Consider the following 22,505-nt stretch of genomic DNA (forward strand, 5'->3'; position numbering starts at 1 on the left):
ACCAGCTCCTGGCCGCCGCCTCGCACGGCGCCGGCCAGGACCTCCGCTTCGACGTCGGCGAGATCCAGATGGAGTTCGCCGTCGAGCTGCGGCACGACACCCGAGTCAAGGGCGGTGTCAAAGCCTGGGTGGTCTCCGCCGACGCCGACGCGGGCCGCGGGACCGCCCACACCCACAAGGTCGCCTTTACCCTCAAGCCCAAGAACGCCCGCACCGGCGGCGATTGGGAGATCGGCAACGACGGGCCCGGCGCGGACATCTCCGCCTTCGGTACGGGCGACTAGAGCAGGGCGCCTACGCGCCCCACCCCGCCTGCTCCCCGCCCACCCGCTCCGCCACGATCTTCTTGCCGTAGCCCGACGCGTGGTACGCCGCCACCGGGTCCGCGTCCGCGCCCAGCTCGGTGCGGACCTCGGCCACCAGGGGGCGTACGTCCGTGTTGTAGGCGTCCATCAGTGCCGCGTTCGCCGCCAGGACGTCGCCGTCCCGTTGGGCGGCGGCCAGGGCTTCGGCGTCGACCAGCAGCGCCTTCGCAGTCGCCTCCTGGACGTTCATCACCGAGCGGATGACCGCGGGGACCTTCTCCTCGATGTTGTGGCACTGGTCGAGCATGAAGGCGATGTCCGCCGTGAACCCGCCGCCCCGGATGACCTCGTACATGATGCGGAACAGCTGGAACGGGTCGGCGGCGCCGGCCATCAGGTCGTCGTCCGCGTAGAAGCGGGAGTTGAAGTCGAATCCGCCGAGCTTCCCCTCACGCAGCAGGATCGCGACGATGAACTCGATGTTCGTGCCGGGCGCGTGGTGGCCGGTGTCGACCACGACCTGGGCCTTCTCGCCGAGGCGCAGGCAGTGGGCGTAGGCGGTGCCCCAGTCGGGGACGTCGGTGGCGTAGAAGGCGGGCTCGAACAGCTTGTACTCCACCAGCATCCGCTGGTCGTCGCCGAGCCGTTCGTACACGGCCGCCAGCGCCTCGGAGAGGCGGTCCTGGCGGGCTCGGATGTCGTCCTGGCCGGGGTAGTTGGTGCCGTCGGAGAACCAGAGCTTGAGGTCGCGTGACCCCGTCGCGTCCATGATGTCGACGCACTCCATGAGATGCCCGAGCGCCTTGCGGCGCACCGCCGCGTCCGGGTGGCAGACGCTGCCGAGCTTGTAGTCGTCGTCCTGGAAGACGTTGGCGTTGACGGTGCCGAGCCGTACGCCACGCTCCGCGGCGTAGGCGGCCAGTGCGCCGTAGTCGTCGACCTTGTCCCAGGGGATGTGCAGCGCGACGGTGGGCGCGACGCCGGTGTGGGCGTGTACGCGGGCCGCGTCGTCCAGTTTCTCCTCGGGGGTACGGGGGACACCGGGCCGGGCGAAGACCTTGAACCGGGTCCCGCTGTTGCCGTACGCCCAGGACGGCGTCTCGACGGCCTGAGCCGCGAGGGCCGCCTTCACGGCGGAGATGTCGGATCGGCTCGTCATCTCTCAACGCTCCATTCAGCAGACCATGAATCGATTCATCAAGGCGATGATGAGCCGGGCCAACCGGCGTGTCAAGGCCCTGACTTGCCGACACCGGGCCGACAGGCGCATCGTGCCGAAAAGACGAGGGTTTCCGGTGCACGCCCATTGACGCGAAGCGCTCGGCCCGTCTAGCTTCCGGAAAAGTTGAATCCTTTCATGAGTGAGTCACTGACACCACTGACCACACCAGCCCCGCCGAGGAGCCCGCCATGGAAAAGCCCGACAAGGGCCCGGCCCCTGTCCTGGCGCTGAGGGGAGTCTCCAAATCCTTCGGAGCCGTACGGGCCCTGCACGACGTCTCCCTGGATCTGCGTTCCGGTGAGATCCACGCCCTGGCCGGCGAGAACGGTGCGGGCAAGTCCACCCTGATCAAGACTCTCGCCGGAGTCCACCGCCCCGACGAGGGAGATCTCCTCCTCGCCGGCGAACCCGTCGTCTTCCACGGCCCCGCCGACGCCAGGGACGCCGGGATCGCCGTCATCTATCAGGAGCCGACGCTCTTCCCCGATCTCTCCATCGCCGAGAACATCTTCATGGGCCGCCAGCCCCGGCGCTCGGCCGGGCGCATCGACCGCAAGGCCGTCCACCGCGCGACGGCCGACCTGATGAGCAGGCTCGGGGTCGCTCTCGATCCGCAGCGGCCCGCGCGCGGGCTGTCCATCGCCGATCAGCAGATCGTCGAGATCGCCAAGGCCCTCTCCTTCGACGCGCGCGTCCTGATCATGGACGAGCCGACCGCCGCACTCACCGGCGGCGAGACCGCCCGGCTGTTCTCCGTCGTACGCACGCTGCGGGCGGAGGGCGCGGCGGTGCTGTTCATCTCGCACCGGCTGGAGGAGATCTTCGGCCTCTGCTCGCACGTCACCACCCTGCGCGACGGCCGGCGCATCGCCTCCGAATCGCTCGCCGGGCTCACCGAGGACGACCTCGTGCGCCGTATGGTCGGCCGCGATCTGGACGATCTGTACCCCAAGGCGGCGGCGGAGCCCGGCTCGACGGTGCTGTCCGTGAGCCGGCTGACCCGGGAAGGTGTCTTCAGGGACATCTCGTTCGAGGTGCGGCGGGGTGAGATCGTCGCCCTGGCCGGGCTGGTGGGCGCGGGGCGCAGCGAGGTCGCGCAGGCCGTCTTCGGGGTGGACCGGGCCGACGCGGGCGAGGTGAGGGTCGACGGCCGTGTACTGCCCGCCGGTTCACCGACGGCCGCGATGGACGCCGGGCTCGCGCTCGTCCCCGAGGACCGGCGGCTGCGCGGGCTGGTGATGGAGATGTCCATCGAGCGGAACATCGGCCTGACGGGACTGCGGAGCGTGCGCCGCCGCGGACTGGTCAGCCGGGTGCTCGAACACGGGCGCGCCGCCGACTGGGCGGTGAAGCTCCAGCTGAAGTACAACAAGCTCGCCGATCCGGTGTCCGTCCTGTCCGGCGGCAATCAGCAGAAGGTCGTCCTCGCGAAGTGGCTGGCCACCGACCCGGCCGTACTGATCGTCGACGAGCCCACGCGCGGCATCGACGTCGGTACGAAGGCCGAGGTCCACCGGCTGCTCTCGTCACTGGCCGCGGACGGACTCGCCGTCCTGATGGTGTCGTCCGATCTCCCCGAGGTGCTGCGCATGGCCGACCGGATCCTCGTGATGCACGAGGGACGGCTCACCGCCGAGATACCGCGTGAGCGGGCGACGGAGGAGACCGTGATGGCCGCGGCCACCGGTCGTACGCCCGGCGCGCCACCCCCTTCCGGCGACGCACCCACCGGCGACGCATCCACCGGCACCGGACGTACGGCGGCAAAGGAGCCGACGCCATGACCACCACGCTCGACAAGCCCACCCCGGACACCCCGCGGGTCCCGGCCGAGGAAGGCCGGTCGGCCCGGTCGCTGGTCGACGCCGTCTTCCGCGCCCGGGAGATCGCGATCGGCGGCGCGCTCGCCCTGCTGATCCTCGGCACCTGGCTCGCCAACCCCGGCTTCCTGGACGACCAGGGCGTCAAGGACCTGCTCCTCAACTCCTCGATCCTGGTGCTGCTCGCCGTCGGTCAGTCCGTCGTCGTGATGACGCGCAACATCGACCTGTCGGTCGGCTCGGTCGTGGGCCTCACGGCTTTCGCCTGCGGCCACTTCGCCTCCGGCACCGACCACAGCGCGCTCACCGTCGTCCTGCTCGGTATCGCGCTCGGCACCGTCTGCGGCCTGGTCAGCGGCGCACTCGTCAGTTTCGGCCGGGTGCCCGCGCTCGTGGTGACGCTCGGCATGCTCTACATCATCCAGGGCATCGACCACGCCTGGGCGCACGGCGAGCAGATCAACGCCGTGAACGTCCCCGACGGTGTGCTCTCGCTCGGCTCCGGCAGCGTCCTCGGGATTCCGTATCTGCCGCTGATCTCCGCCGCCGTACTCGCCGCCACCGGCTACTTCCTGCGCACCTACCGCAGCGGACGTGAGCTGTACGCGATCGGGTCGAGCCCGGACGCCGCGCGGCTGGCGGGGATTCCCGTACGGCGCCGGATCCTGGCCGCCTACGCGTTCTCCGGCGCGATCGCGGGCTTCGCCGGCGCGCTGTGGCTCGCCCGCTTCGGCACCGTCGTCGCGGACGCGGCCAACGGCTGGGAGCTGACCGTCGTCAGCGCCGTCGTCGTCGGCGGCGTCGCCATCACCGGCGGCACGGGCAGCGTCTGGGGCGCGGCGCTCGGCGCGCTGCTGCTCACCACCATCGGCAGCGCACTGGTCGTCCTCAAGGTCGACTCCTTCTGGCAACAGGCCATCACCGGCGTGCTGTTGCTCGCGGCCATCACCACCGACCGCATCTTGCAGGTGCGTACGACCAGCGCGCTCAGGAAGAGGAGCCGACGATGACCGCGATGACCGCACTGACGAAATATCTGCGCTGGGACACGGCCGTCGGCATCCTGCTGATCGCGGTCTTCCTGGCGGGCACCGGCACCACGGACGGGTTCGCCAACACCGACAACCTCTCGGCCGCCCTCGCCGACGTCTCCGAGATCGCGCTCATCGCGCTGCCGATGACGCTGCTGGTGGTCGCCGGGCAGGTCGATCTCTCCGTCGCCTCGATGCTGGGGCTGTCCAGCGCGCTCGCCGGCTCGCTCTGGCAGGCGGGCTTCGCCTTCGAACTGATCGTGCCCATCTGCCTGTTGGCGGGTGCGGTCGGCGGGCTGCTGAACGGCTGGCTCGTCACCCGGGTCGGGCTGCCCTCGCTGGCCGTCACCATCGGCACGCTCACGCTCTACCGGGGGCTGGCGTCGGTCATCCTCGGCGACGAGGCGGTGGCCGACTTCCCCGAGACGTACTCCCGGTACGCGGCGTACACGGAGACGGTGCCCGGCACCTTCATCCCGTATCCGGTCGCGCTGTTCGCGGTGCTCGCCGTCATCACCGCGACAGCCCTGCACTGCACGGGCTTCGGCCGTTCGCTGTTCGCGATCGGCGCCCAGGAGGACGCCGCGTGGTTCGCGGGCATCCGGGTCAAGCGGCTCAAGCTGGTGCTGTTCGTGGTGTCCGGTCTCGTCGCCTCGTTCGCCGGGATCGTCTACACGCTGCGCTACGGCAGCGCGCGCGCCGACAACGGGCTCGGTCTCGAACTGGTCGTCATCGCCTCGGTGCTGCTCGGCGGCGTCGACTTCGACGGCGGGAAGGGCACACTCGGCGGCGCCGTCGCCGGTGTGCTGCTGATCGGGCTCCTCACGAATCTGCTGACCCTCAACGACATCTCCAACGAGATCCAGGTGATCGTCACCGGCCTGCTGCTCGTCGCCTCCGTGCTGACTCCCCGGATCATCGCCGTGGTCTCCGAGCGCCGACATCGGCGTACGGCGGCCGAGGAATCCGTCCCGGTCTCCGCGGCGCCCTGAGGTACGCGCTCCGACATCCGCGCGCGCTCCGGCTCCCGCGCCCCGACTTCTCCGTTCCGAACCTCCCGAAAGGCACCCACCATGCTGTCGCAGGCCCGCACCCGACGCCGCGGCGTCGTCACCGCATCCGCCGCGCTCTGCGCCCTGACACTCGCCGTGTCCGGCTGCTCGGGCACCACGAAGGACTCCGTCAAGGACGACGCCCCCGCCAAGTCGGGCGACGCCAAGGCGAATCCGGACGCCCCGCTCAAGAAGGGCCTGAAGATCGCCTTCCTGCCCAAGCAGATCAACAACCCGTACGAGAAGATCGTCGACGACGCCGGCATCGCGGCGGCCGGCGAGATCGGCGCCACCGGCAAGGAGGTCGGGCCCTCCAACGCGAAGGCGTCCTCCCAGGTGTCGTACATCAACACCCTCATCCAGCAGCGGCAGGACGCGATCCTCATCGCGGCGAACGACCCCAACGCGGTGTGCGGCCCGCTCAAGCAGGCGATGAAGCAGGACATCAAGGTGGTCGCGTACGACTCCGACACCGCCAAGGACTGCCGCCAGCTCTTCATCAACCAGGCCAGCTCCGAGGAGATCGGCCGCAGCCAGGTCCGCAACATCGCCGAGCAGCTCGGCAACAAGGGCGAGATCGCGATCCTGTCGGCGACGCAGAACGCGACGAACCAGAACACCTGGATCGAGTTCATGAAGGACGAGCTGACGAAGCCCGAGTACAAGGACATGAAGCTGGTCAAGGTCGCGTACGGGGACGACCAGGACCAGAAGTCCTTCCAGGAGACGCAGGGGCTCCTCAAGGCGTATCCGAACCTCAAGGGGATCATCTCGCCCACGACCGTCGGCATCGCGGCGGCGGCCCGCTACATCGGCGACTCCTCCTACAAGGGGAAGGTCGTCCTGAACGGCCTCGGCACGCCCAACCAGATGCGCAAGTACATCGAGAACGGCACGCTCGACCAGTTCTCGCTGTGGGACCCGAAGAAGCTCGGCTACCTCGGTACGTACGCGGCGGCGGCGCTGGCGTCCGGCCAGATCACCGGCGCCGAGGGCGAGAAGTTCAAGGCCGGCGACCTGGGTGAGTACACGATCGGCAAGGACGGGGAGATCATCCTCGGCCCGCCGACGGTCTTCGACGCGAAGAACATCGGCGACTTCGACTTCTGATCCCGCCATGCCTCGTGTGTGTTTTCTGCTGAAGGTCAGGCAGGAGCGGCTGGCCGAGTACCGCGAGCGTCATACGGCCGTCTGGCCGGAGATGCTCGCGGCGCTCGGCGCCGCGGGCTGGCGCGACTACTCGCTCTTCCTGCGCGACGACGGGCTGCTGGTCGGGTATCTGGTGACCGACGACTTCGCCGCCGCGCGGGCGACGATGGCCGCTACGGACGTCAACGCCCGCTGGCAGGCGGAGATGGCGCCGTACTTCGAGGCGTTGGACGGTGCCGGGCCGGACGACGCGATGGTGCAGCTGACCGAGGTCTTCCATCTCGACTGAGGCGACCCGGCCGATGACCGATCACCGCACGACACACGACGCACGTCAGCACGTCAGGAGAGTGAGAGCGACGCCATGAACGCACCGACCACCCCTCGCCGTACCCGGATCGGCCTCGTCTCCGGCGGGCTCGGCGCGTACTGGCCCCAGTTCCCCAACCTGCTCCCCCAACTCAAGCACTCCGCACGGCGTGTGACGGACCGTCTGACGCGGTTCGACGCCGAGGTCGTGGACGTCGGCTTCATCTCCGACGCCGAGGAGGGGGCGGCCGCCGCCGAGAAGCTGCGCGCCGCCGACTGCGATCTGATCGTCGGCTTCCTCACCACCTACATGACGGCGACCATGCTCGTGCCCGTCGCCCAGCGCAGCGGCGCGCCGGTGCTGCTCATCAATCTCCAGCCGACCGAGGCGATGGACCACGCGACGTTCGGCACCGGTGAGTGGCTGGCGTACTGCGGCGCCTGTCCCCTGCCGGAGATGGCGAACGCCTTCGAGCGCGTCGGGGTGCCGTTCCGTTCCGTCTCCGGGTATCTGGAGGACGAGCGGGCGTGGGAGCGGATCGGCCGCTGGATCAGGGCGGCCGGCGTACGCGGTGTGCTGCGCACGGGCCGGCACGGCCTGATGGGGCACCTGTATCCCGGCATGTACGACGTATCGACGGACCTGACGATGGTGCCGGCCAACCTCGGCGGCCATGTGGAGGTCCTGGAGTTCGACGATCTGCGTGTACGGGCCATGAAGGCCGACGACGCGGCGGTGACGGCGAAGCTGGCCGAGACACGCGCGGCGTTCGAGATCGCGGACTCCGTGGTCGAGGAGGACCTGGTGTGGGCCGCGAGGGTGTCGGTCGGGCTCGACCGGCTGGTGGACGACTTCGGTCTCGACTCGCTGGCGTACTACCACCGGGGCCTGGAGGGTGAGATCCACGAACGGCTCGGCGCGGGCATGATCCTCGGCTCCTCGCTGCTGACGGCGCGTGGCGTGCCCGCCTGCGGGGAGTACGAGCTGCGCACGTCACTGGCCATGCTGATCACGGACCGGCTGGGCGCGGGCGGCACCTTCACCGAGTTGCAGGCGCTGAATTTCCGTGACGGTGTGGTGGAGATGGGCCACGACGGGCCCGCCAACCTGACGGTCTGCGCGCGCCGGCCGGTGCTGCGCGGTCTCGGTGTCTACCACGGCAAGCGCGGCTGGGGTGTGTCCGTCGAGTGCGACGTCCGGCCGGGGCCGGTGACGCTCGTGGGACTCGGCCAGTCCAGGGACGGTCGCTACAGGCTGGTCGCCGCGGTGGGTAAAGTGGTCGAAGGCCCGCTGCTGGAAATCGGCAACACCACATCGCGTGTCGACTTCGGCCGCGACCCGGGCGAGTGGACCGACGCGTGGAGTGCGAGCGGAGTGGGGCACCACTGGGCGCTCGCCACCGGCGACATCGTTCCGGAGCTGCGCGCGCTGGGCGGTCTGAGCGGTCTGGAGCTGGTGGAGGTCACTGACTGATGGCGCAATCGGTGGGTATCAAGGACGTCGCCCGGGTGGCGGGCGTCTCCGTCGGCACGGTGTCGAACGTGATCAACCGGCCCGACTCCGTGGCCGAGGAGACGCGGTCGAGGGTGCTGTCCACCATCGAGCGTCTGGGCTACGTACGGAGTGAGTCGGCCCGCCATCTGCGGGCGGGCCGCAGTCGTATCATCGCGCTGCTGGTGCTCGACATGGCGAACCCGTTCTTCGTGGACGTCGCCACCGGTGCCGAGCGGGTGGCCCGGCAGTCCGGGCTCGGTGTGATGCTCTGCAACAGCGCGCAGAGCAGCAGTGAGGAGGCCGAGTACCTGGGGCTGTTCAGCGAGCAGCGGGTGCGCGGTGTGCTGATCACCCCGACGGACGAGACGGGCCGGAATCTGGAGAGTTTCCGGCGGCAGGACATCCCGTACGTCTTCGTGGACCGGGTGGTGCCGAGCACCGAGGGCTGTTCGGTGTCCGTGGACGATGTCACCGGCGGGGCGCTGGCGATGCGTCACCTCCTCGCCCAGGGGCACACCGACATCGCGTACGTGTCCGGGCCCCTGCATCTGTCGCAGTGCCGTGACCGGCGGGCGGGTGCGCTGCTGGCGCTGGAGGAGGCCGGGCTGCCGGCCGACCGGCTGCGGGTGGTGGAGGCGGAGCGGCTGGACGTGTCGGCGGGGCGTGACTCCGGTGCGCGGCTGCTGGGACTGCACAGCAGGCCGAGCGCGGTGTTCTGCGCGAACGACCTGCTGGCTCTGGGGGTGCTTCAGTCGATGTACGGGGCGGGGGTGGCCGTGCCGGACGATATGGCGCTCGTGGGTTACGACGACATCGAGTTCGCGTCGGCCGCCGCCGTGCCGCTCACGTCGGTGCGCCAGCCTGCCTCGCAGATGGGGCGGCTCGCGGCCGAGCTGCTGATCGAGGAGACCGGCGAGTCGGCGGCCGATCACCGGCATCAACGCATCGTGCTCCAGCCGGAGTTGGTGGTGCGGGAGTCCTCGATGCCGCGCGCCGGTGGCGGGCACCGGAGCTGACGCTCCGTCACCACGCCTGGAGGGTCCCGGACCGTGCGGCCCAGGGCCCTCCGGCGCGCTTGCCCTCGATCGCCGGTCGGGCCGCGTGTTCCGCCCTCGGTCCTCGGGCCTACCGAGTGTTCCACCCTCGATCGCCGGGCCGGCTTGCTGACCCGGCGATCGAGGACGACCGGCTCCGCGGGTCAGCCGCGGCCCACGAAGTCCCACGCCCCGTGCCCGGCGCGGTAGACCTGGAAGCCCGGCTCCGTTCGGACGAACGTCGCGTCCTTCGGTGCGGTCACCTTGTCCTTCCGGTCGGCCGGCACATGGATCTCGGCGCTCGCCCCGACCGGGACCTTCACGGTCAGCCGCAGATCACGGCCGACCTTGGACCAGGCGACGGAGGCCGGTCCGCGCACCGTACGGATCGAGGTGCGCGCCCAGCTGACCCCGGTGCGGGCGTCGGGCCGGACGGTGAAGGTGCGGTAGCCGTCGTCACCGGGGCGCAGGCCGGCGACGTTCTCGTAGAGCCACTGTGTGACGGTGCCCTGGAAGTAGTGGTCGCGGGAGCGGGAGTCGAGGTGCCACATCTCCCACATGGTGTCGGCGCCGTTGTCGAACCAGTAGCCCCAACTCGGGTAGTCGCGCTGGGTGGCGATGGCGTGGGCGATGTCCGGGTGTCCGTGCGCGGACAGGACGCGCAGCAGCACGCTGGTGCCGAGCGCGCCGGTGTTGAGGTGGTCGCCGCGTTCGGTGATGTCGGCGACGAGGCTGTCCACGACGGAGGCGCGGGCGCCGGCGGGAACGAGGCCGAAGGCGAGCGGGATCGCGTTGGAGGTCTGCCGGTAGTCCGGGTCCTTCGCGGTGCTGTAGTGCCCTGCGTCGTTGAGGAATTCCGCGTTCAGGGCGTCCTTGAGTCCGGTGGCCGCCGTGCGGTAGCGCCCGGCCACGTCGTCGTGGCCCAGCAGTTCGCCCATCTCGGCGGTGTTCACCAGGGCGCGGTGCAGATAGGCGGTGGCCGTCAGGCGGGTGTCCTCGGGCGGGTTGCCGCCGTAGCCGGGCGGCAGGTAGTCGCCGAGGGCGGTGATGGCGAGACCGTCCACGAGGCGGTCCAGTTCCCAGTCCAGATAGCGGGTCAGGACGGGCCAGTGCTGCCGGGCGATCCGGTCGTCGCCGTACACCCGGTACATCTCGCGCACCAGGAACGGGTAGACGGTGGTCCACTCGGGTGACGGGCCGAGGTCGCCGTAACCCCAGCCGCCGCTCGGGACGATCACCGGCAGTTGGCCGTCGGCGTTCTGACTGTCCTTCAGGTCGTCGAGCCACTTGCCGAGGAAGCGGTGGACGCCGAAGCCGTACGCGAGGGTGGGCGCCCCGAGTTGGGCGTCGCCGGTCCAGCCGTTCTTCTCGTACATGGGAGTGTCGGTCGGGATGCCGTGCAGGTTGTTCAGGAGGGTGCGGCGCATCGCCTTGTCGAGCGTCTCGTAGAAGGGCTCGGAGCAGGAGAAGGCGCTGACCTCGTCGACCTTGGTGTGGACGGTCCGGCCGAGCACGTCGGACGGCTGGGGGCGGGCGGGCAGGCCCTCGATCTGTACGTAGCGGAAGCCCTTGTAGGAGAACGACGGCTCCCACACCTCGGGCTTCCCGCCGCCCGCGCAGATGTACTCGTCGCGCTGGAAGCGGCCCGGCACGTGTCCCGTCTCGGCGTGGACGCTGCCGTCGTCCTTCAGCTTCTCGCCGTGGATGAGCGAAACGGTCGTGCCGGCGGGCGCCTTGACGGTCAGTCGGGTCCAGCCCGCAGTGGTCCGGCCCATGTCGACCACGTACACACCGGGACGCAGTTCGCTGATCTCGGTGGGCGTGATGGTGTCGATGATCTCGATGGGGTCGTGCGGCTGGGCGCGCAGGGCGCCCTTCGGTGCCTGCTGGGTCCCCGGGGCGCGCCAGGCGCGGTCGTCGAAGCCCGGCCGGGTCCAGTCCTTCGGGGCCAGGCGCGCGTCGTATGTCTCCCCGGCGTAGAGGGAGTTGGTGAGGGTGGGGCCCTGGGTCATGCGCCAGTCGGTGTCGGAGACGACGGTGGTGCGGGCGCCGTCCGGGTGCTCGGCCTCCAGCCGGCACAGCAGGCGGGGCTCGCCGTGCCAGGGCGGTTGGTGCCAGTTCCACACGTTGGGGGTGGTCATACCGTAGAAACCGCGGCCGAGGGTGACGCCGATGGCGTTGTCGCCGCGGCGCAGCAGGGACGTCACGTCGTGCACGGCGTACATGACGGTCTCGTCGTAGTCGGTGAAGGCCGGGTCGAGCACCTGCTCGCCGATGGGCTTGCCGTTCAACTCGGCGACGTAGTAGGCGAGTCCGCTGATGTAGAGGCGGGCGCGGGTGACGGGCTTGCGTACGGTGAACTCGCGGCGCAGCAGCGGTGCGGGCGCCTCGGGCAGGGAAACGGACACGTCGTCACCCCAGGGGCCTTCGCCGTAGGGGGCGAGGACGGTGGCGGCGGTCCAGCCGCTGTCGTCGAAGTCCGGCTGCTGCCAGTCCTGTTGTTCGGTCTCGGAGGTCAGCCAGTCGCCGGCGGTGACGAGTTCACGGGTCCGGCCGTCGCCGGTCCTCACGACGAGGCGGGCGATGAATCCGCCCGGGTTGACGGAGGCGCCACCGCGGTTGGTGGCGACGGCGGCGAGGACGACGCGCTGCCCGGCCGCCTTGACGGCTTCGGTGACATCGGCGGTCCTGCCGGTGCGCCAGCCGTCCTGCTGCTGGGGCGCGTGGGCCACTTGGGCGCCGTCGAGGTGAAGGGTGAAGTCGTCGTCCGCGGTGGCGACGAAGACGGCGCTCTCGATGCCGGCGCCGGCGGGGAGGTCGAGGGCGGCGCGGAACCACCGCGGTCCGGCGGGGGCGTTGCCGGTGGTCGCGCCCTTGGACCAGATCCAGGAGGCGCCTTCGAGGCCGAGGGGGGTGGCGGCGGCGTCGGCGCCGATCCACTCGGCGCCCCACTTCTCGTCGCCGAGCGCGGTCTCCCACCAGCCGGCCGTGCTCCAGGGCGAGACGTCGCCGTCACCGTCCCAGACGCGGACCTGCCAGTGGCAGCGGGTACGGGGCGGCAGGGCGGGCCCGGCGTAGGGGACGGCGACGCTGCGGTGGGAGGTCACCTTGCCGGTGTCCCAACGGAGTTCGCGCCCCTTGGCGAGGTCGCGCGGGTCGGTGGCGGCCCTGATCTGGTACGCGCGCTGCACGGCGCCATGGCCGTCGGCGGTCAGCTCCCAGGAGAGGAGGGGGGTGGGGTTGTCGGTGCCGAGGACGTGTTGCGCGTACTCGACCTTCGCGGCGACGACGCGCAGCGCGCCGTCTCGGCCGTGCCGGGACTTGTCGCCCTGTCCGGGTGTGGCGGCCGAGGCCATCGGGCCCGCGGCGAGCGAGACGATCCCGGCGCCCGCGCCCACCGAGGTGCCCAGGAGACCTCTGCGTGTCCAGCCCATGCCCATACCCGCCCCTTTGATTGAATCGTTTCATGTCCCGTGTCAAGAATCGTAGGGCCGATCCCGGAGGGCTCACAAGAGGTGCGCAAGGGGCTGCTGTGGATGTCTCACGCGGCACTGCTTCTTGCTGTGATCAGGGAGAGTTTTGCGGCCGGGGAGTGGCCGGGGATCTGAGGGAGCATCAGCGCGATGATCGGAGTCGGGGGTGCCCGAGATCAACGCCGAGGCCAACTTGCGTACATATGAAGGGAATACGGCAGCGCAGGACGCATAGGAATTCTGGCTTAGCATCCATTTCTTGCACAGATTCATAGACTTCCTGCGGAACCGCTTCTAGCCTTTTCGCGTCCGCAGAGTCCCCACGAGCCGCAAGGACGTATGTCTGTGACACCTCCCCCAAGACGCCGCCTGTTCCGCCGCGGCGTGTCCGCCTCGCTCTCCGCCTCCCTGGCTCTCGCGACGGCGGTGGCCGGGACGGCCGCCGTCGTCGTCCTGTCCGCCGCCCCGGCGGCCGTGGCCGCCGGAGTCCCCGCCCCCTCACCCGTCGGCATCCCCGGCCGTGGCGCCACCGTGCCCTTCGTGGAGCACGAGGCCGAGTACGCCGCCACCAACGGCACCCTGATCGGCCCCAACCGGCTGTACGGATCGCTTCCCTCGGAGGCCTCCGGACGGCAGGCCGTGACGCTCGACGCGGTCGGTGAGTACGTGGAGTTCACCCTCACCAAGCCGGCCAACGCCATGACCTTCCGCTACTCGCTGCCCGACAACTCCGCGGGGACCGGCCGGGACGCCGGGATCGACGTGCGGGTCAACGGCAACCAGCTCAAGAACGTGCCCGTGACCTCCAAGTACGGTTGGTACTACGGCGGTTACCCCTTCAACAACAACCCCGGCGACACCAACCCCCACCACTTCTACGACGAGACGCGCACCATGTTCGGCTCGACCCTGGCGACCGGCACCAAGGTCCGTCTCCAGGTGTCGTCGACCGCGCAGTCCCCCACGTTCACCATCGACCTCGCCGACTTCGAACAGGTCGACGCCCCGAAGCCCAAGCCGGCGGGCGCGCTCGACGTCGTGGCCGACTTCGGCGCCGACCCGTCCGGCGCCGCCGACTCGACCGCCAAGTTCCAGGCGGCGGTGGCCGCCGGGCAGGCGCAGAACAGAGCCGTGTACATCCCGCAGGGCAACTTCGAGATCCAGGACCACATCGTGGTCGACAAGGTGACGCTCGCCGGGGCCGGACCCTGGTACAGCGTCCTGAAGAGCCGCCATCCCACCGACCGCAGCAAGGCGGTCGGGGTCTACGGCAAGTACGCCAACCAGGGCGGCAGCAGCGACGTCACCCTCAAGGACTTCGCCATCATGGGCGACATCCGTGAACGCGTGGACAACGACCAGGTCAACGCCATCGGTGGCGCGCTGTCCAACTCCGTCATCGACAACATCTGGATGCAGCACACCAAGTGCGGCGTCTGGGTGGACGGTCCGATGAACAACCTCACCATCAAGAACAGCCGCATCCTCGACCAGACGGCCGACGGAGTGAACTTCCACTACGGCGTCACGAACTCCACCGTCACCAACACCTTCGTCCGCAACACCGGTGACGACGGTCTGGCCATGTGGGCGGAGAACATCCCGAACGTCAACAACAAGTTCACGTTCAACACGGTGATCCTGCCGATCCTGGCGAACAACATCGTCACCTACGGCGGCAAGGACATCACCATCTCCGACAACGTCATGTCGGACACCATCACCAACGGCGGCGGCCTGCACATCGCCAACCGCTATCCGGGCGTCAACTCCGGTCAGGGCACGGCGGTCTCGGGCACCCACACCGCCGCGCGCAACACACTGATCCGGGCCGGGAACAACGACTACAACTGGCAGTTCGGCGTCGGCGCGGTGTGGTTCAGCGGGCTCAACGAGCCCATCAACAACGCCACGATCAACATCACCGACACCGAGATCCTCGACAGCTCCTACGCGGCGATCCATCTGATCGAGGGCGCGACCAACGGGCTGAAGTTCAAGAACATCAAGATCGACGGCGCGGGTACCTACGCGCTCCAGATCCAGGCGCCGGGCAAGGCCACGTTCGACAACGTCAAGGCCACCAACATCGCCCAGTCCAACAAGATCCACAACTGTGTGGGCGCCGGGTTCCAGATCACCCAGGTCGGCAGCGGCAACTCCGGCTGGTACTCCAACCCGCCCGCCTGCACCGGCGTATGGCCCGCGCCCCAGTGGACCAACGGCGGTGTACCCGGCGGTCCGACCGACCCCGGGGGCCCGACCGACCCGCCGACCGACCCGCCGGGTGACGAGGGCAACCTCGCCGAGGGCCGTCCGGTCACCGCGACCGGCCAAGCGCAGACGTACGGCCCCGGCAACGCCGTGGACGGTAACGCCAACACCTACTGGGAGAGCACCAACAACGCCTTCCCGCAGTCCATCACCGTGGATCTCGGCGCGGCGAAGAACGTCGACCGGCTGGTACTGAAGCTTCCGCCCGCCGCGGCGTGGCAGACCCGTACCCAGACCCTCAGTGTCTCGGGCAGCACCAACAACTCGACCTACACCCAGCTCAAGGCGTCGGCGGGTGTCACCTTCAACCCGTCGAGCGCCAACACCGCCACCGTCACCCTGCCGGGGACGGCGACCCGTTACGTACGGGTGACCGTCACCGGCAACACCGGCTGGCCCGCCGCGCAGCTCTCCGAACTGGAGGTCTACGCCGACTGATTCGACGCGGGGCGGTGCGCCGGTCCGGCCGGCGCACCGTTCCCCCGGGATTCACCGGCTCGGCTCATACCGCGTAGGTGTCGAGCCGACCGCACATCCCGAACTTCCCCCGGGCCTGCGGCAGTCGGGCCCGTACGCGCGCCTCGGCGAGATGCGACGCGTCCCCCTCGGCGATCCGGTCGAGCTGAACGCCCGTCTGCCGCGCGGCCTCCGCCGCGCCGGACTCCCAGCGCGCCCGCCAGTCGTCGAGCCTCGGCCGGACCAGTGCGCCCGCCGCACGGTGGAAGTCCAGCAGCGGCTTCTCGTCGCCGGCGTCCCACGCCGCGCGCAGCGCCGCGAACCCCTCGATCGCCAGATCCCGCCGGCGCCGGGCGAACGCCGCCTGCTCGGCCTCGGTGCCTTCGGGGACGCGTACGAGACGCCCGTACGTCTCGGGGTCGCTCAGGTGTTCCGGCGGCAGGGTCAGGACGGCGTCCCCGGCCTCGGGCAGTCCGTTGTTCTGCATCAGTACGACGATCCGCAGACCGTCCTCGTTGACGAGGCGGTGAATGGTGCCGGGGGTGAACCACACCAGGGCGCCCGGCTCCAGGGGGGTGCTCGCGAATCCCCCGGCGGTGAGGGTCTGCACGGCGCCGCGTCCGGCGGTCACGACATACCCCTCGGAGCAGGTCAGATGCAGATGTGGGGTACCACCGGAGAGGCCGTCGGCGGCCTCCCAGTCGTACACGGTCAGGTGCGACACGGCGACGGCGCCGGGCAGCCCGGCGAAGCCCGGGGCCGTGGCGGAGCCCGTACCCGTGCCGGTGCCGGTGGCTGCGCCTGTGTCTGTGCCGGTCGCCGTGCCTGTGCCGGTCGCTGTGTCTGTGTCTGTGTCTGTGTCTGCGGATGAGCCGGTGCGGGACGTCGTCAACACTCCCCTTCGGACCAGTCGAGTAAGCGCTTTCTGTCAGAACGTAGATCCGCCCCGAGTCCGTGTCAACGGCGGACACCTCGGGATCGGGGCATGCCGGAAGTGTCGTATGTGGGATCCTCGACTCGGCCTGGAACCAGCGCGATCTCGGGGACGTCCCCCCATACGGTCGCGGCGAGGTGGCCGGCCGGGCCGCACGACGGAGCACGGTCACGGGGAACACCCGATTCAGGGGGAAACAGGGTTGGCACAGGTATCACCCAACACGGCGCAGGCGGACCCACGGCAGAAGAAGCTGGCGGCGGAACTGAGGATCCTCGCCGCCGAGCCCGCCCTCGAACTGCGCGGTGCGGAGCTCATCGACCTCGCTCATGACCTGGAGCAGGGGACGCGCCTCGATCTGTGGGCCGACGTGGATCTGGTGCAGGCGTACGTACGCCCGGAGAGTCTGGCCCAGCCACCACCGGCCCGCCGCGCACCGCTCCACGCGCAGCTCCGGGTGGCACTCGCGGCCAAGGCGGGCGCCGGGGCACTCGTACGGACGGTGCGCGACGAGATGCGCCAACGGCCCGTCCGCGAGGGGGCCTTGGAGGCGACGCTGGGCGTGCTGGTGTTCGTCCCGCTGCTCATCACCTGGTTCGGGCTGCGGGAAGCGGTGCGCGCGTACGGGGAGTTGAGCCAGGAGAATCCCAAGGAGGCGACCCGGCCGTTCCTCCAGCTGTGGCAGACGGGCTTCGGCGGTCATCTCTCGTCGTCGGGCCGGTTCGAGAACGTGGCACTGATGGCGGTCGTGCTGATCAGCCTTCTGGTGGTGCTCTCGGTGTGGCACGCGCGCGCCCGTTCGCGGGCGGACCGCGTGGAGGCGAAGCTGAACGGGGAGCAGGAGTATCTGCTCGGCCGGCTGGCGTCCCTGCTGACCCGGGTCCAGCTGTCGCTCGTACCGCATCGCGCGGCCTCTCCGCAGCAGTTCACGGCCGGTCTGAGCAAGGCCGCCACCCGGATGGAGTCACTGGCGTCCCGCGCCGACCGCAGTCACAACTCGCTGGTCGACTCGGCGAAGGCGCTGGAGGACGCGACCACCTCGCTGGAGAGGGCCGCCCTCGCGCTGACCGGCGAGCTGCCGAAGCTCGGCACGGCCGCCGACCGTATCGAGGCCGCCGTACGGGACGGGCAGGCGGCGACCGCGCGGGCGGGAACCGAGAACCAGGCCGCGGCCGGCCGGATCGCCGACCGCGTCAAATCGGCGGGTGACACGGTGGAGGCCTCGCTGAAGGCGCTCGCCGCCGCGCAGCAGACGCTGGCCACGAAGTCGGAGACGGTGGCGCAGGCCACGGAGCGCGCGTCGAAAGCACTGGTGGACAGCGCCGGGCGCACGAACGACGCCGTCGACGGGATGCGGGAGGCCACGGAGCGCTGGGACGCGGCGGCGGCGCACTGGCAGGACGCGGCGGCCCGGTTGGACAAGGGACTGCGTGGACTGACGGTCACTCAGAACGGCTTCGAGGTCGGGACTGTGGCGGCGCCGGACTCCGAGTACGTCGCGACAATCGGCCCGGCGCCGCACCCGGCGCCCGATTCGGCGTCCGCGCCGACTCTCGCGGGCGGGCGCGCCTCCGGGGCCGGTTTCGAGTACGACACGCCCACGGAGCGACTGTCACTGACGGGGGCGAACGGCGGTGCGGGGAACGGCGGTTCCCACGGCACCGGACATGACACGTCGACCGCACGGGCCACGCCCGGCATCCCCGAGCAGGGTCCGGCGCGTCCGTCGTATCCGCCGCAGGACGAGGTGGGCCCGTGAGCCGTCCCGTACGCCGGGTGGGCCAACTGGCCGGACGGGTACGGCGCGGCGGGCGGCCCGGTGTCGTCATGCTGGCCGGCTGGCTCTTCGCCGACCTCGTGCTGGTGCTCGCCCTGGTGTCGATGGCGGACCGGCCGGACCCCCTGGCCGCCCGCCCCGGCGGAAGGCCGTCGGCGTCCAGCTCCCCTTCCCCGTCACCCTCCCCGACTCCGTCCCCGGCCGGGCCGAGGTCGGTGGAGCTGAAGCCGCAGCAGATCCGGGTGAAGGGCGGCGACAGCGAGGACATCGTCGCCCAGATCAACAAGGGCACGAAGAGGTGGCCGGGGCGCACCGCGGCGCTGGTCCTGACCTTCGGCGGCAGCCAGGGCGGCACGGAGTACGCACATCGCGTCAACTCGCTGCTCAGCAAGGCCCGTCCGGGGATGTTCTCCAAGAAGACGGCGACGGACGACTTCCACGATCTCGGTGAGCCGGCGAACTCGGCGATCATCCGGATCTACTTCTACACCTCGCCCCGCTGAACCGGGCGGCCGGAGAGCCGCGACGAACGAGAGGACCCACGGCGTGGAGCGGTGGCGGCCAGGCGCACGGGCGGAAGGCGCGAGCGACGGTACGCAGGAGCGGCGGCCGCCGCTGCCGCCGCCTGTCCTGCCGCAGTTTCCCGGCATGCGTGGATTCTCCGAACTGGACGCGGTGATAGGCCGGTTGGGGTTCCGGCATGCCGCCGATCTGCTGCGGGGACCGGCCGTCGAGGCCGGGACGAGTCCGTTCGCGACGCTGCCGAAGGCGGCGACGGACGACGGGTTCCGGATCCTGGACGGCCTGTGGTTCCCCGCCCGGGGGCGTGCGTGGACGCGGGTGGACCTGCGTCACATTCAGGAGACGACCGAACGGTGGCGTACGTCCACCGATCCGCGTGCCGGTACGGCGGCGGCGCTGATGGACACCATGGAGACCGTCGTGCGCGACGATCCGATGGGGCCGCGCCGCATCGTGCTGTGGCAGGTGTGCCGCGAGCTGAGGGACCGGGCCGGGGGGCCGACCGCCGAGGCGGCGGAGGCGCTCGGTGTGCACAGCGAGGACGCCGCGCCGCTGGCGTCCGCCGTCGCGGCGGGCTTCCCCGGCAAGGGGCCCGTCCGTGACGCGGCCGAGTCGATCAACGAGGTCTGGCCCGGTGAACGGCTGCGGGAGGCGCTGCGGGTCGCCGGCCTCCTGCCGTCGCGGCCGGGCGACCACGTACTGGCGAACTTCCTGACCCGCCTGAACGACCGGGCGGCGGCCGTGGACCGGCTGATGGACGAGGCGCGGCGGCTCGGGGCGCTCGGTGAGCTGCGCGCCGCGACGGTCTCCTGGCTGGCGGCCGTTCGGCGGGCGGCCGACGACGACGAGGCGATGGCGGGCCTGCTCGGCGCCGCCACACTGCTCGCCGACGAGCGGCACTCCCCCGACGCGCCGTCGCCCACCGATTCGACGGTGCGGGTGAGCGTCGAGCGGCGGGCCGTCACCCTGACGTGGACGGCCGCGCGGCTGCCGCGTGACACCTCCCGGCTCGGGGGCCCGGTGTCGTACCGGGTGGTGCGCTTCGTGGACGGCGCCCCGGAACAGGCCGTCGAGGTGCCGTACACGGACAGCTCGTTCTCGGTGCTCGACCCGCACGCCCCGATCGGCAGGCGGGTGCGGTACGCCGTACTGCCGCTGCGCCGTGGACAGTTGGCGGGTGTCCCCCGTGTCACGGGTGCCGTCCTGCTGGTGCCGGACGTGGAGGGGGTCCTGGCCGTGCCGGTGCCCGACGGCGTACGGCTGGAGTGGCGCGCGCACCCGGCGGCCACGGGGTTCAGGGCGGTGCGCTCGACGCCGCGCCGGGCGGGACGGTCAGGGGGCTCCGAGCAGCCGACGGACGGTGTGCCGGTGGACGGGCTCCTGGTGCCGGCCGGGCGGAAGGGGTTCGTGGACCGCCCGCTGCGGCCGGGAACGTATCTGTACGAGATCTCCTGCGGCTATCCGGCGGTGCCCGATCTGCCGGGCGAGGGCGGGGAGTTGGTGTGGTCGCCGGGTCTGCGGGTCGCGGCAACGTCCGTGGAGTGGCCGTCGCCGGTGGAGGACGTGACCGTACAGCGCCTCGAAGACGGCACGGTGACCATCGACTGGCGTCCGCCGGCGCGCGGGAACGGCCGTGTGGTGGAGTGGCCGGGCCCGCCCATGGCGCCGGGTGACGATGTGTCAGGGTCTACGGCCGCGCGGTCGGCGCCGGGTGAGGGCCCGGTGATCGTGCTGCCGGAGCTGCGGACCCGGGTCCGGATGACGGCGGTCAGCGTCCTCGGCGACAGGGCGGTGGCGGGTCCGACCGTGCTGGTCGAACGGCCGGGCCCGGTGGAGGAGTTGACGGCCCGGCGCGTCGCCGCCGGCACGGCGGAACTGCGGTTCCGCTGGCCCGAGCCCGCGGTCCTGGTCCTGGTGGTGTGGGAGCAGGAGGGCGTACGGCGGGAGATGCGCGTGGCGCGCAGCCGCTATCTGGCGGAGCAGCGCGTCGAGATCCCGCTGAACGGGCGCCCGTGCCGCATCGAGGTGAGCGCGGTCCCGCGCCCGGACGCGGTGTCGATCCCGGCGGTCCCTGCGACGACGTCCCTGCCCCACGTACCCGAGCCGCCGCCGCGACCACCGCGGAGCGGTCGCGCCCTCGCGCTGCTTTCGTTCCCGTGGACACCGTGGAGCGGCGGCGCCGCTCCCCAGGGCCGCCCGTGGTGGCGCCGCCGCCGGCGCCCGCGCTCCGGCGGCTGATCGGGGCCGGTGTCCCGGGCCCCGATCAGCCTGCCCCGGCCTACGCGTGTACCTCGGCCTCCGTGCCGCCGCCGAACTCCAGCAGCAGTCCGGGGCGCAGTGCCACGGTGCGGCCGGGGCCGACCTCCTGGACCGTGCCGTCGTCGCGGCGGACCGTCCAGTCGCGCGACGTACGGTTGGTGAGGCCGAACCGCCCACGCTGCTGGGGGTGTTCGGTCATCTCGCCCACCACGGCGGTGAAGTCGTGCCGCTCCGGGTCGTCGACCAGATGGTGTGCGTACACCCGCGCCTTGGGGTCGAGGCGGATGCCGCGGCGGGTGCGCAGGGCGCCGCGGCCCGTGACGACTTCGAGCTTCGGGGGCAGCTGCACGGTCTTGCCGCACTTCCAGCAGTCGGGCGCGGGGCCCTCGGGCTGGGTCATGTTCTGCCGGCCGCAGGACGCGCACACCGTGATCGCGTCGAGTACCCGGCTCAGCGCGTCGCGCCACTGCGACTCGCGGACCCGCGTCGAGGGCGTGGTGAGCCCGTCCGTGAAGGTCTTGACGAACAGGTCGCGCAGGATCTTCGGCAGTGCGCCCCAGGTGGCGATGACGGTGGGATGCTCGCCCGGTACCGGTCGGTTGGCGGTGTCGGCGGGGTCGTAGATGAACAGCGGGTGGGTGCCGTACATCTTGCGCTTGGCCGCCTCGTCCATGCAGCGGATCCGCAACGCCTGTGCTCCGTCGAGCGGGTGATGATTCATCAGCAGCAGGAACAGCAGTACGGCGAGCGAGTGCAGGTCGGTCTGGATGCCGGGCAGCGCGCCGTTGTCGCCGCGCACCAGCTCGGGGGCCATGAAGTCCATCGTCCCGGCGACGGCGGCGGCTTCGCCCTCCACCACGGCGTTGTCGTTGTCGCACACCAGCACGTCGCCGGTGGCCGGGTCGAAGAAGATGTTGCCCCAGTTGATGTCACGGTAGGCGATGCCCTTGGAGTGCAGGGTGAAGTACGCCTCGACGGTGTGCAGCGCGGCGGCGACGAGCGTACGCAGCGTGGTCGCCGCCACCGACGGGTCACGGCGGAACAGCGCCGGCAGGTCGTGGAAGCGCTGGGGCCGTACGTCCATCAGATAGCCGAAGCCCGGGTACGAGGCGTCGGGGTCCATCACGACCGTCTGCGGCCACAGGAACCGGTCGTCGCCCCAGCCGTGGTGGATGAGCCCTTCGAGGATCTGCCGCTGCCGGGCGTCGGCCAGTTGTGGGTAGTACCACTTGACGGCCCGGTCGCCGTGCGGCGTCCGCACCCGGTAGACCTCGCCCTGGCCGCCCGAGCCGAACAGCTCGGCGACCGTGACCCGGTCCCCGGATTCGGTGATCAGGGTCTGTCCGGCCAGGAGCATGCCGTTCGCCATGCTGTGCCTCTCTGCTTCAGTGCG

The 22,505-nt window shown here is 70.8% G+C and carries 16 protein-coding genes; 12 read left to right on the forward strand and 4 right to left on the reverse strand.

Annotated features, from left to right (window positions below; all coding sequences use genetic code 11):
- Nucleotides 1-284, forward strand: a 284-nt coding sequence (locus P3L51_RS24385; protein WP_354607415.1) for a trypco2 family protein, incomplete at its 5' end; no start/stop codon positions are given.
- 10 nt (nt 285-294) lie between these two features.
- Here P3L51_RS24385 and rhaI read toward each other — a convergent pair.
- Nucleotides 295-1,464 carry an L-rhamnose isomerase gene (gene rhaI / locus P3L51_RS24390; RefSeq protein WP_354607416.1) on the reverse strand — a complete coding sequence of 390 codons (1,170 nt, stop codon included), beginning with the start codon at nt 1,462-1,464 and terminating at the stop codon, nt 295-297.
- A 251-nt stretch (nt 1,465-1,715) separates the two neighbouring features.
- Between rhaI and P3L51_RS24395 the strand changes: the two genes are divergently transcribed.
- The 7 genes from P3L51_RS24395 (at nt 1,716) to P3L51_RS24425 (ending at nt 9,399) form a co-directional block, all read left to right on the forward strand.
- Nucleotides 1,716-3,311 (forward strand): sugar ABC transporter ATP-binding protein, encoded by a 1,596-nt coding sequence (locus P3L51_RS24395; protein ID WP_354607417.1) that lies wholly within the window; start codon nt 1,716-1,718, stop codon nt 3,309-3,311.
- Entirely contained in the window at nt 3,308-4,357 is a 1,050-nt protein-coding gene (locus P3L51_RS24400) for an ABC transporter permease (RefSeq protein WP_354607418.1), read from the forward strand. The genes P3L51_RS24395 and P3L51_RS24400 overlap by 4 nt, the downstream gene beginning before the upstream one ends.
- A gap of 5 nt (nt 4,358-4,362) precedes the next feature.
- Complete coding sequence (locus P3L51_RS24405) at nt 4,363-5,370, forward strand: ABC transporter permease (protein WP_354607428.1); 1,008 nt, start codon at nt 4,363-4,365, stop codon at nt 5,368-5,370.
- 81 nt (nt 5,371-5,451) lie between these two features.
- A complete protein-coding gene (rhaS, locus tag P3L51_RS24410; RefSeq protein WP_354607419.1) occupies nt 5,452-6,540 on the forward strand; it encodes a rhamnose ABC transporter substrate-binding protein in 1,089 nt (362 codons plus the stop codon).
- 7 nt (nt 6,541-6,547) lie between these two features.
- Nucleotides 6,548-6,868: an L-rhamnose mutarotase gene (locus tag P3L51_RS24415; protein ID WP_354607420.1), complete on the forward strand. Its 321-nt coding sequence runs from the start codon at nt 6,548-6,550 to the stop codon at nt 6,866-6,868.
- Between the two features lie 75 nt (nt 6,869-6,943).
- The gene (locus tag P3L51_RS24420) at nt 6,944-8,362 is read left to right on the forward strand and encodes an L-fucose/L-arabinose isomerase family protein (protein ID WP_354607421.1); all 1,419 of its coding nucleotides are present in this window, start codon (nt 6,944-6,946) and stop codon (nt 8,360-8,362) included.
- A complete protein-coding gene (locus P3L51_RS24425; RefSeq protein WP_354607422.1) occupies nt 8,362-9,399 on the forward strand; it encodes a LacI family DNA-binding transcriptional regulator in 1,038 nt (345 codons plus the stop codon). The genes P3L51_RS24420 and P3L51_RS24425 overlap by 1 nt, the downstream gene beginning before the upstream one ends.
- A 182-nt stretch (nt 9,400-9,581) precedes the next feature.
- On the opposite strand, the gene P3L51_RS24430 is transcribed toward P3L51_RS24425, so the two are convergent.
- Nucleotides 9,582-12,851 carry a family 78 glycoside hydrolase catalytic domain gene (locus tag P3L51_RS24430; RefSeq protein ID WP_354607423.1) on the reverse strand — a complete coding sequence of 1,090 codons (3,270 nt, stop codon included), beginning with the start codon at nt 12,849-12,851 and terminating at the stop codon, nt 9,582-9,584.
- Nucleotides 12,852-13,235: 384 nt separating this feature from the next.
- Here P3L51_RS24430 and P3L51_RS24435 point away from each other — a divergent pair, with 384 nt between their 5' ends.
- Entirely contained in the window at nt 13,236-15,602 is a 2,367-nt protein-coding gene (locus tag P3L51_RS24435) for a discoidin domain-containing protein (RefSeq protein WP_354607429.1), read from the forward strand.
- Nucleotides 15,603-15,666: 64 nt separating this feature from the next.
- Here the strand turns inward: P3L51_RS24435 and P3L51_RS24440 are convergent, their stop codons facing one another.
- Nucleotides 15,667-16,344, reverse strand: coding sequence for a cupin domain-containing protein (locus tag P3L51_RS24440; RefSeq protein WP_354607424.1), 678 nt, complete (start codon nt 16,342-16,344; stop codon nt 15,667-15,669).
- A gap of 412 nt (nt 16,345-16,756) precedes the next feature.
- On the opposite strand from P3L51_RS24440, the gene P3L51_RS24445 reads away from it, so the two are divergent.
- The 3 genes from P3L51_RS24445 to P3L51_RS24455 all read left to right on the forward strand — a co-directional run bounded on the left by P3L51_RS24445 (nt 16,757) and on the right by P3L51_RS24455 (nt 21,091).
- Complete coding sequence (locus P3L51_RS24445) at nt 16,757-18,313, forward strand: hypothetical protein (RefSeq protein ID WP_354607425.1); 1,557 nt, start codon at nt 16,757-16,759, stop codon at nt 18,311-18,313.
- A complete protein-coding gene (locus tag P3L51_RS24450) occupies nt 18,310-18,834 on the forward strand; it encodes a hypothetical protein (protein WP_354607426.1) in 525 nt (174 codons plus the stop codon). The genes P3L51_RS24445 and P3L51_RS24450 overlap by 4 nt, the downstream gene beginning before the upstream one ends.
- A 145-nt stretch (nt 18,835-18,979) precedes the next feature.
- Nucleotides 18,980-21,091 (forward strand): hypothetical protein, encoded by a 2,112-nt coding sequence (locus P3L51_RS24455; protein ID WP_354607427.1) that lies wholly within the window; start codon nt 18,980-18,982, stop codon nt 21,089-21,091.
- Nucleotides 21,092-21,131: 40 nt separating this feature from the next.
- Here P3L51_RS24455 and P3L51_RS24460 read toward each other — a convergent pair whose 3' ends face one another.
- On the reverse strand, nt 21,132-22,481 hold the full coding sequence (locus tag P3L51_RS24460; protein ID WP_354607430.1) for a protein kinase domain-containing protein: 1,350 nt from the start codon (nt 22,479-22,481) through the stop codon (nt 21,132-21,134).
- Nucleotides 22,482-22,505 lie beyond the last annotated feature (24 nt).

The organism is Streptomyces panacea (genome assembly GCF_040560175.1).
Classification (GTDB): Bacteria; Actinomycetota; Actinomycetes; order Streptomycetales; family Streptomycetaceae; genus Streptomyces; species Streptomyces panacea.

Coding starts and splice junctions, on each gene's coding strand:
- rhaI (WP_354607416.1), bottom strand. CDS start 1,464: ATGACGAGCCGATCCGACATCTCCGCCGTGAAGGCGGCCCTCGCGGCT.
- P3L51_RS24395 (WP_354607417.1), top strand. CDS start 1,716: ATGGAAAAGCCCGACAAGGGCCCGGCCCCTGTCCTGGCGCTGAGGGGA.
- P3L51_RS24405 (WP_354607428.1), top strand. CDS start 4,363: ATGACCGCACTGACGAAATATCTGCGCTGGGACACGGCCGTCGGCATC.
- P3L51_RS24415 (WP_354607420.1), top strand. CDS start 6,548: ATGCCTCGTGTGTGTTTTCTGCTGAAGGTCAGGCAGGAGCGGCTGGCC.
- P3L51_RS24430 (WP_354607423.1), bottom strand. CDS start 12,851: ATGGGCTGGACACGCAGAGGTCTCCTGGGCACCTCGGTGGGCGCGGGC.
- P3L51_RS24460 (WP_354607430.1), bottom strand. CDS start 22,481: ATGGCGAACGGCATGCTCCTGGCCGGACAGACCCTGATCACCGAATCC.
- rhaS (WP_354607419.1), top strand. CDS start 5,452: ATGCTGTCGCAGGCCCGCACCCGACGCCGCGGCGTCGTCACCGCATCC.
- P3L51_RS24420 (WP_354607421.1), top strand. CDS start 6,944: ATGAACGCACCGACCACCCCTCGCCGTACCCGGATCGGCCTCGTCTCC.
- P3L51_RS24400 (WP_354607418.1), top strand. CDS start 3,308: ATGACCACCACGCTCGACAAGCCCACCCCGGACACCCCGCGGGTCCCG.
- P3L51_RS24425 (WP_354607422.1), top strand. CDS start 8,362: ATGGCGCAATCGGTGGGTATCAAGGACGTCGCCCGGGTGGCGGGCGTC.
- P3L51_RS24455 (WP_354607427.1), top strand. CDS start 18,980: ATGCGTGGATTCTCCGAACTGGACGCGGTGATAGGCCGGTTGGGGTTC.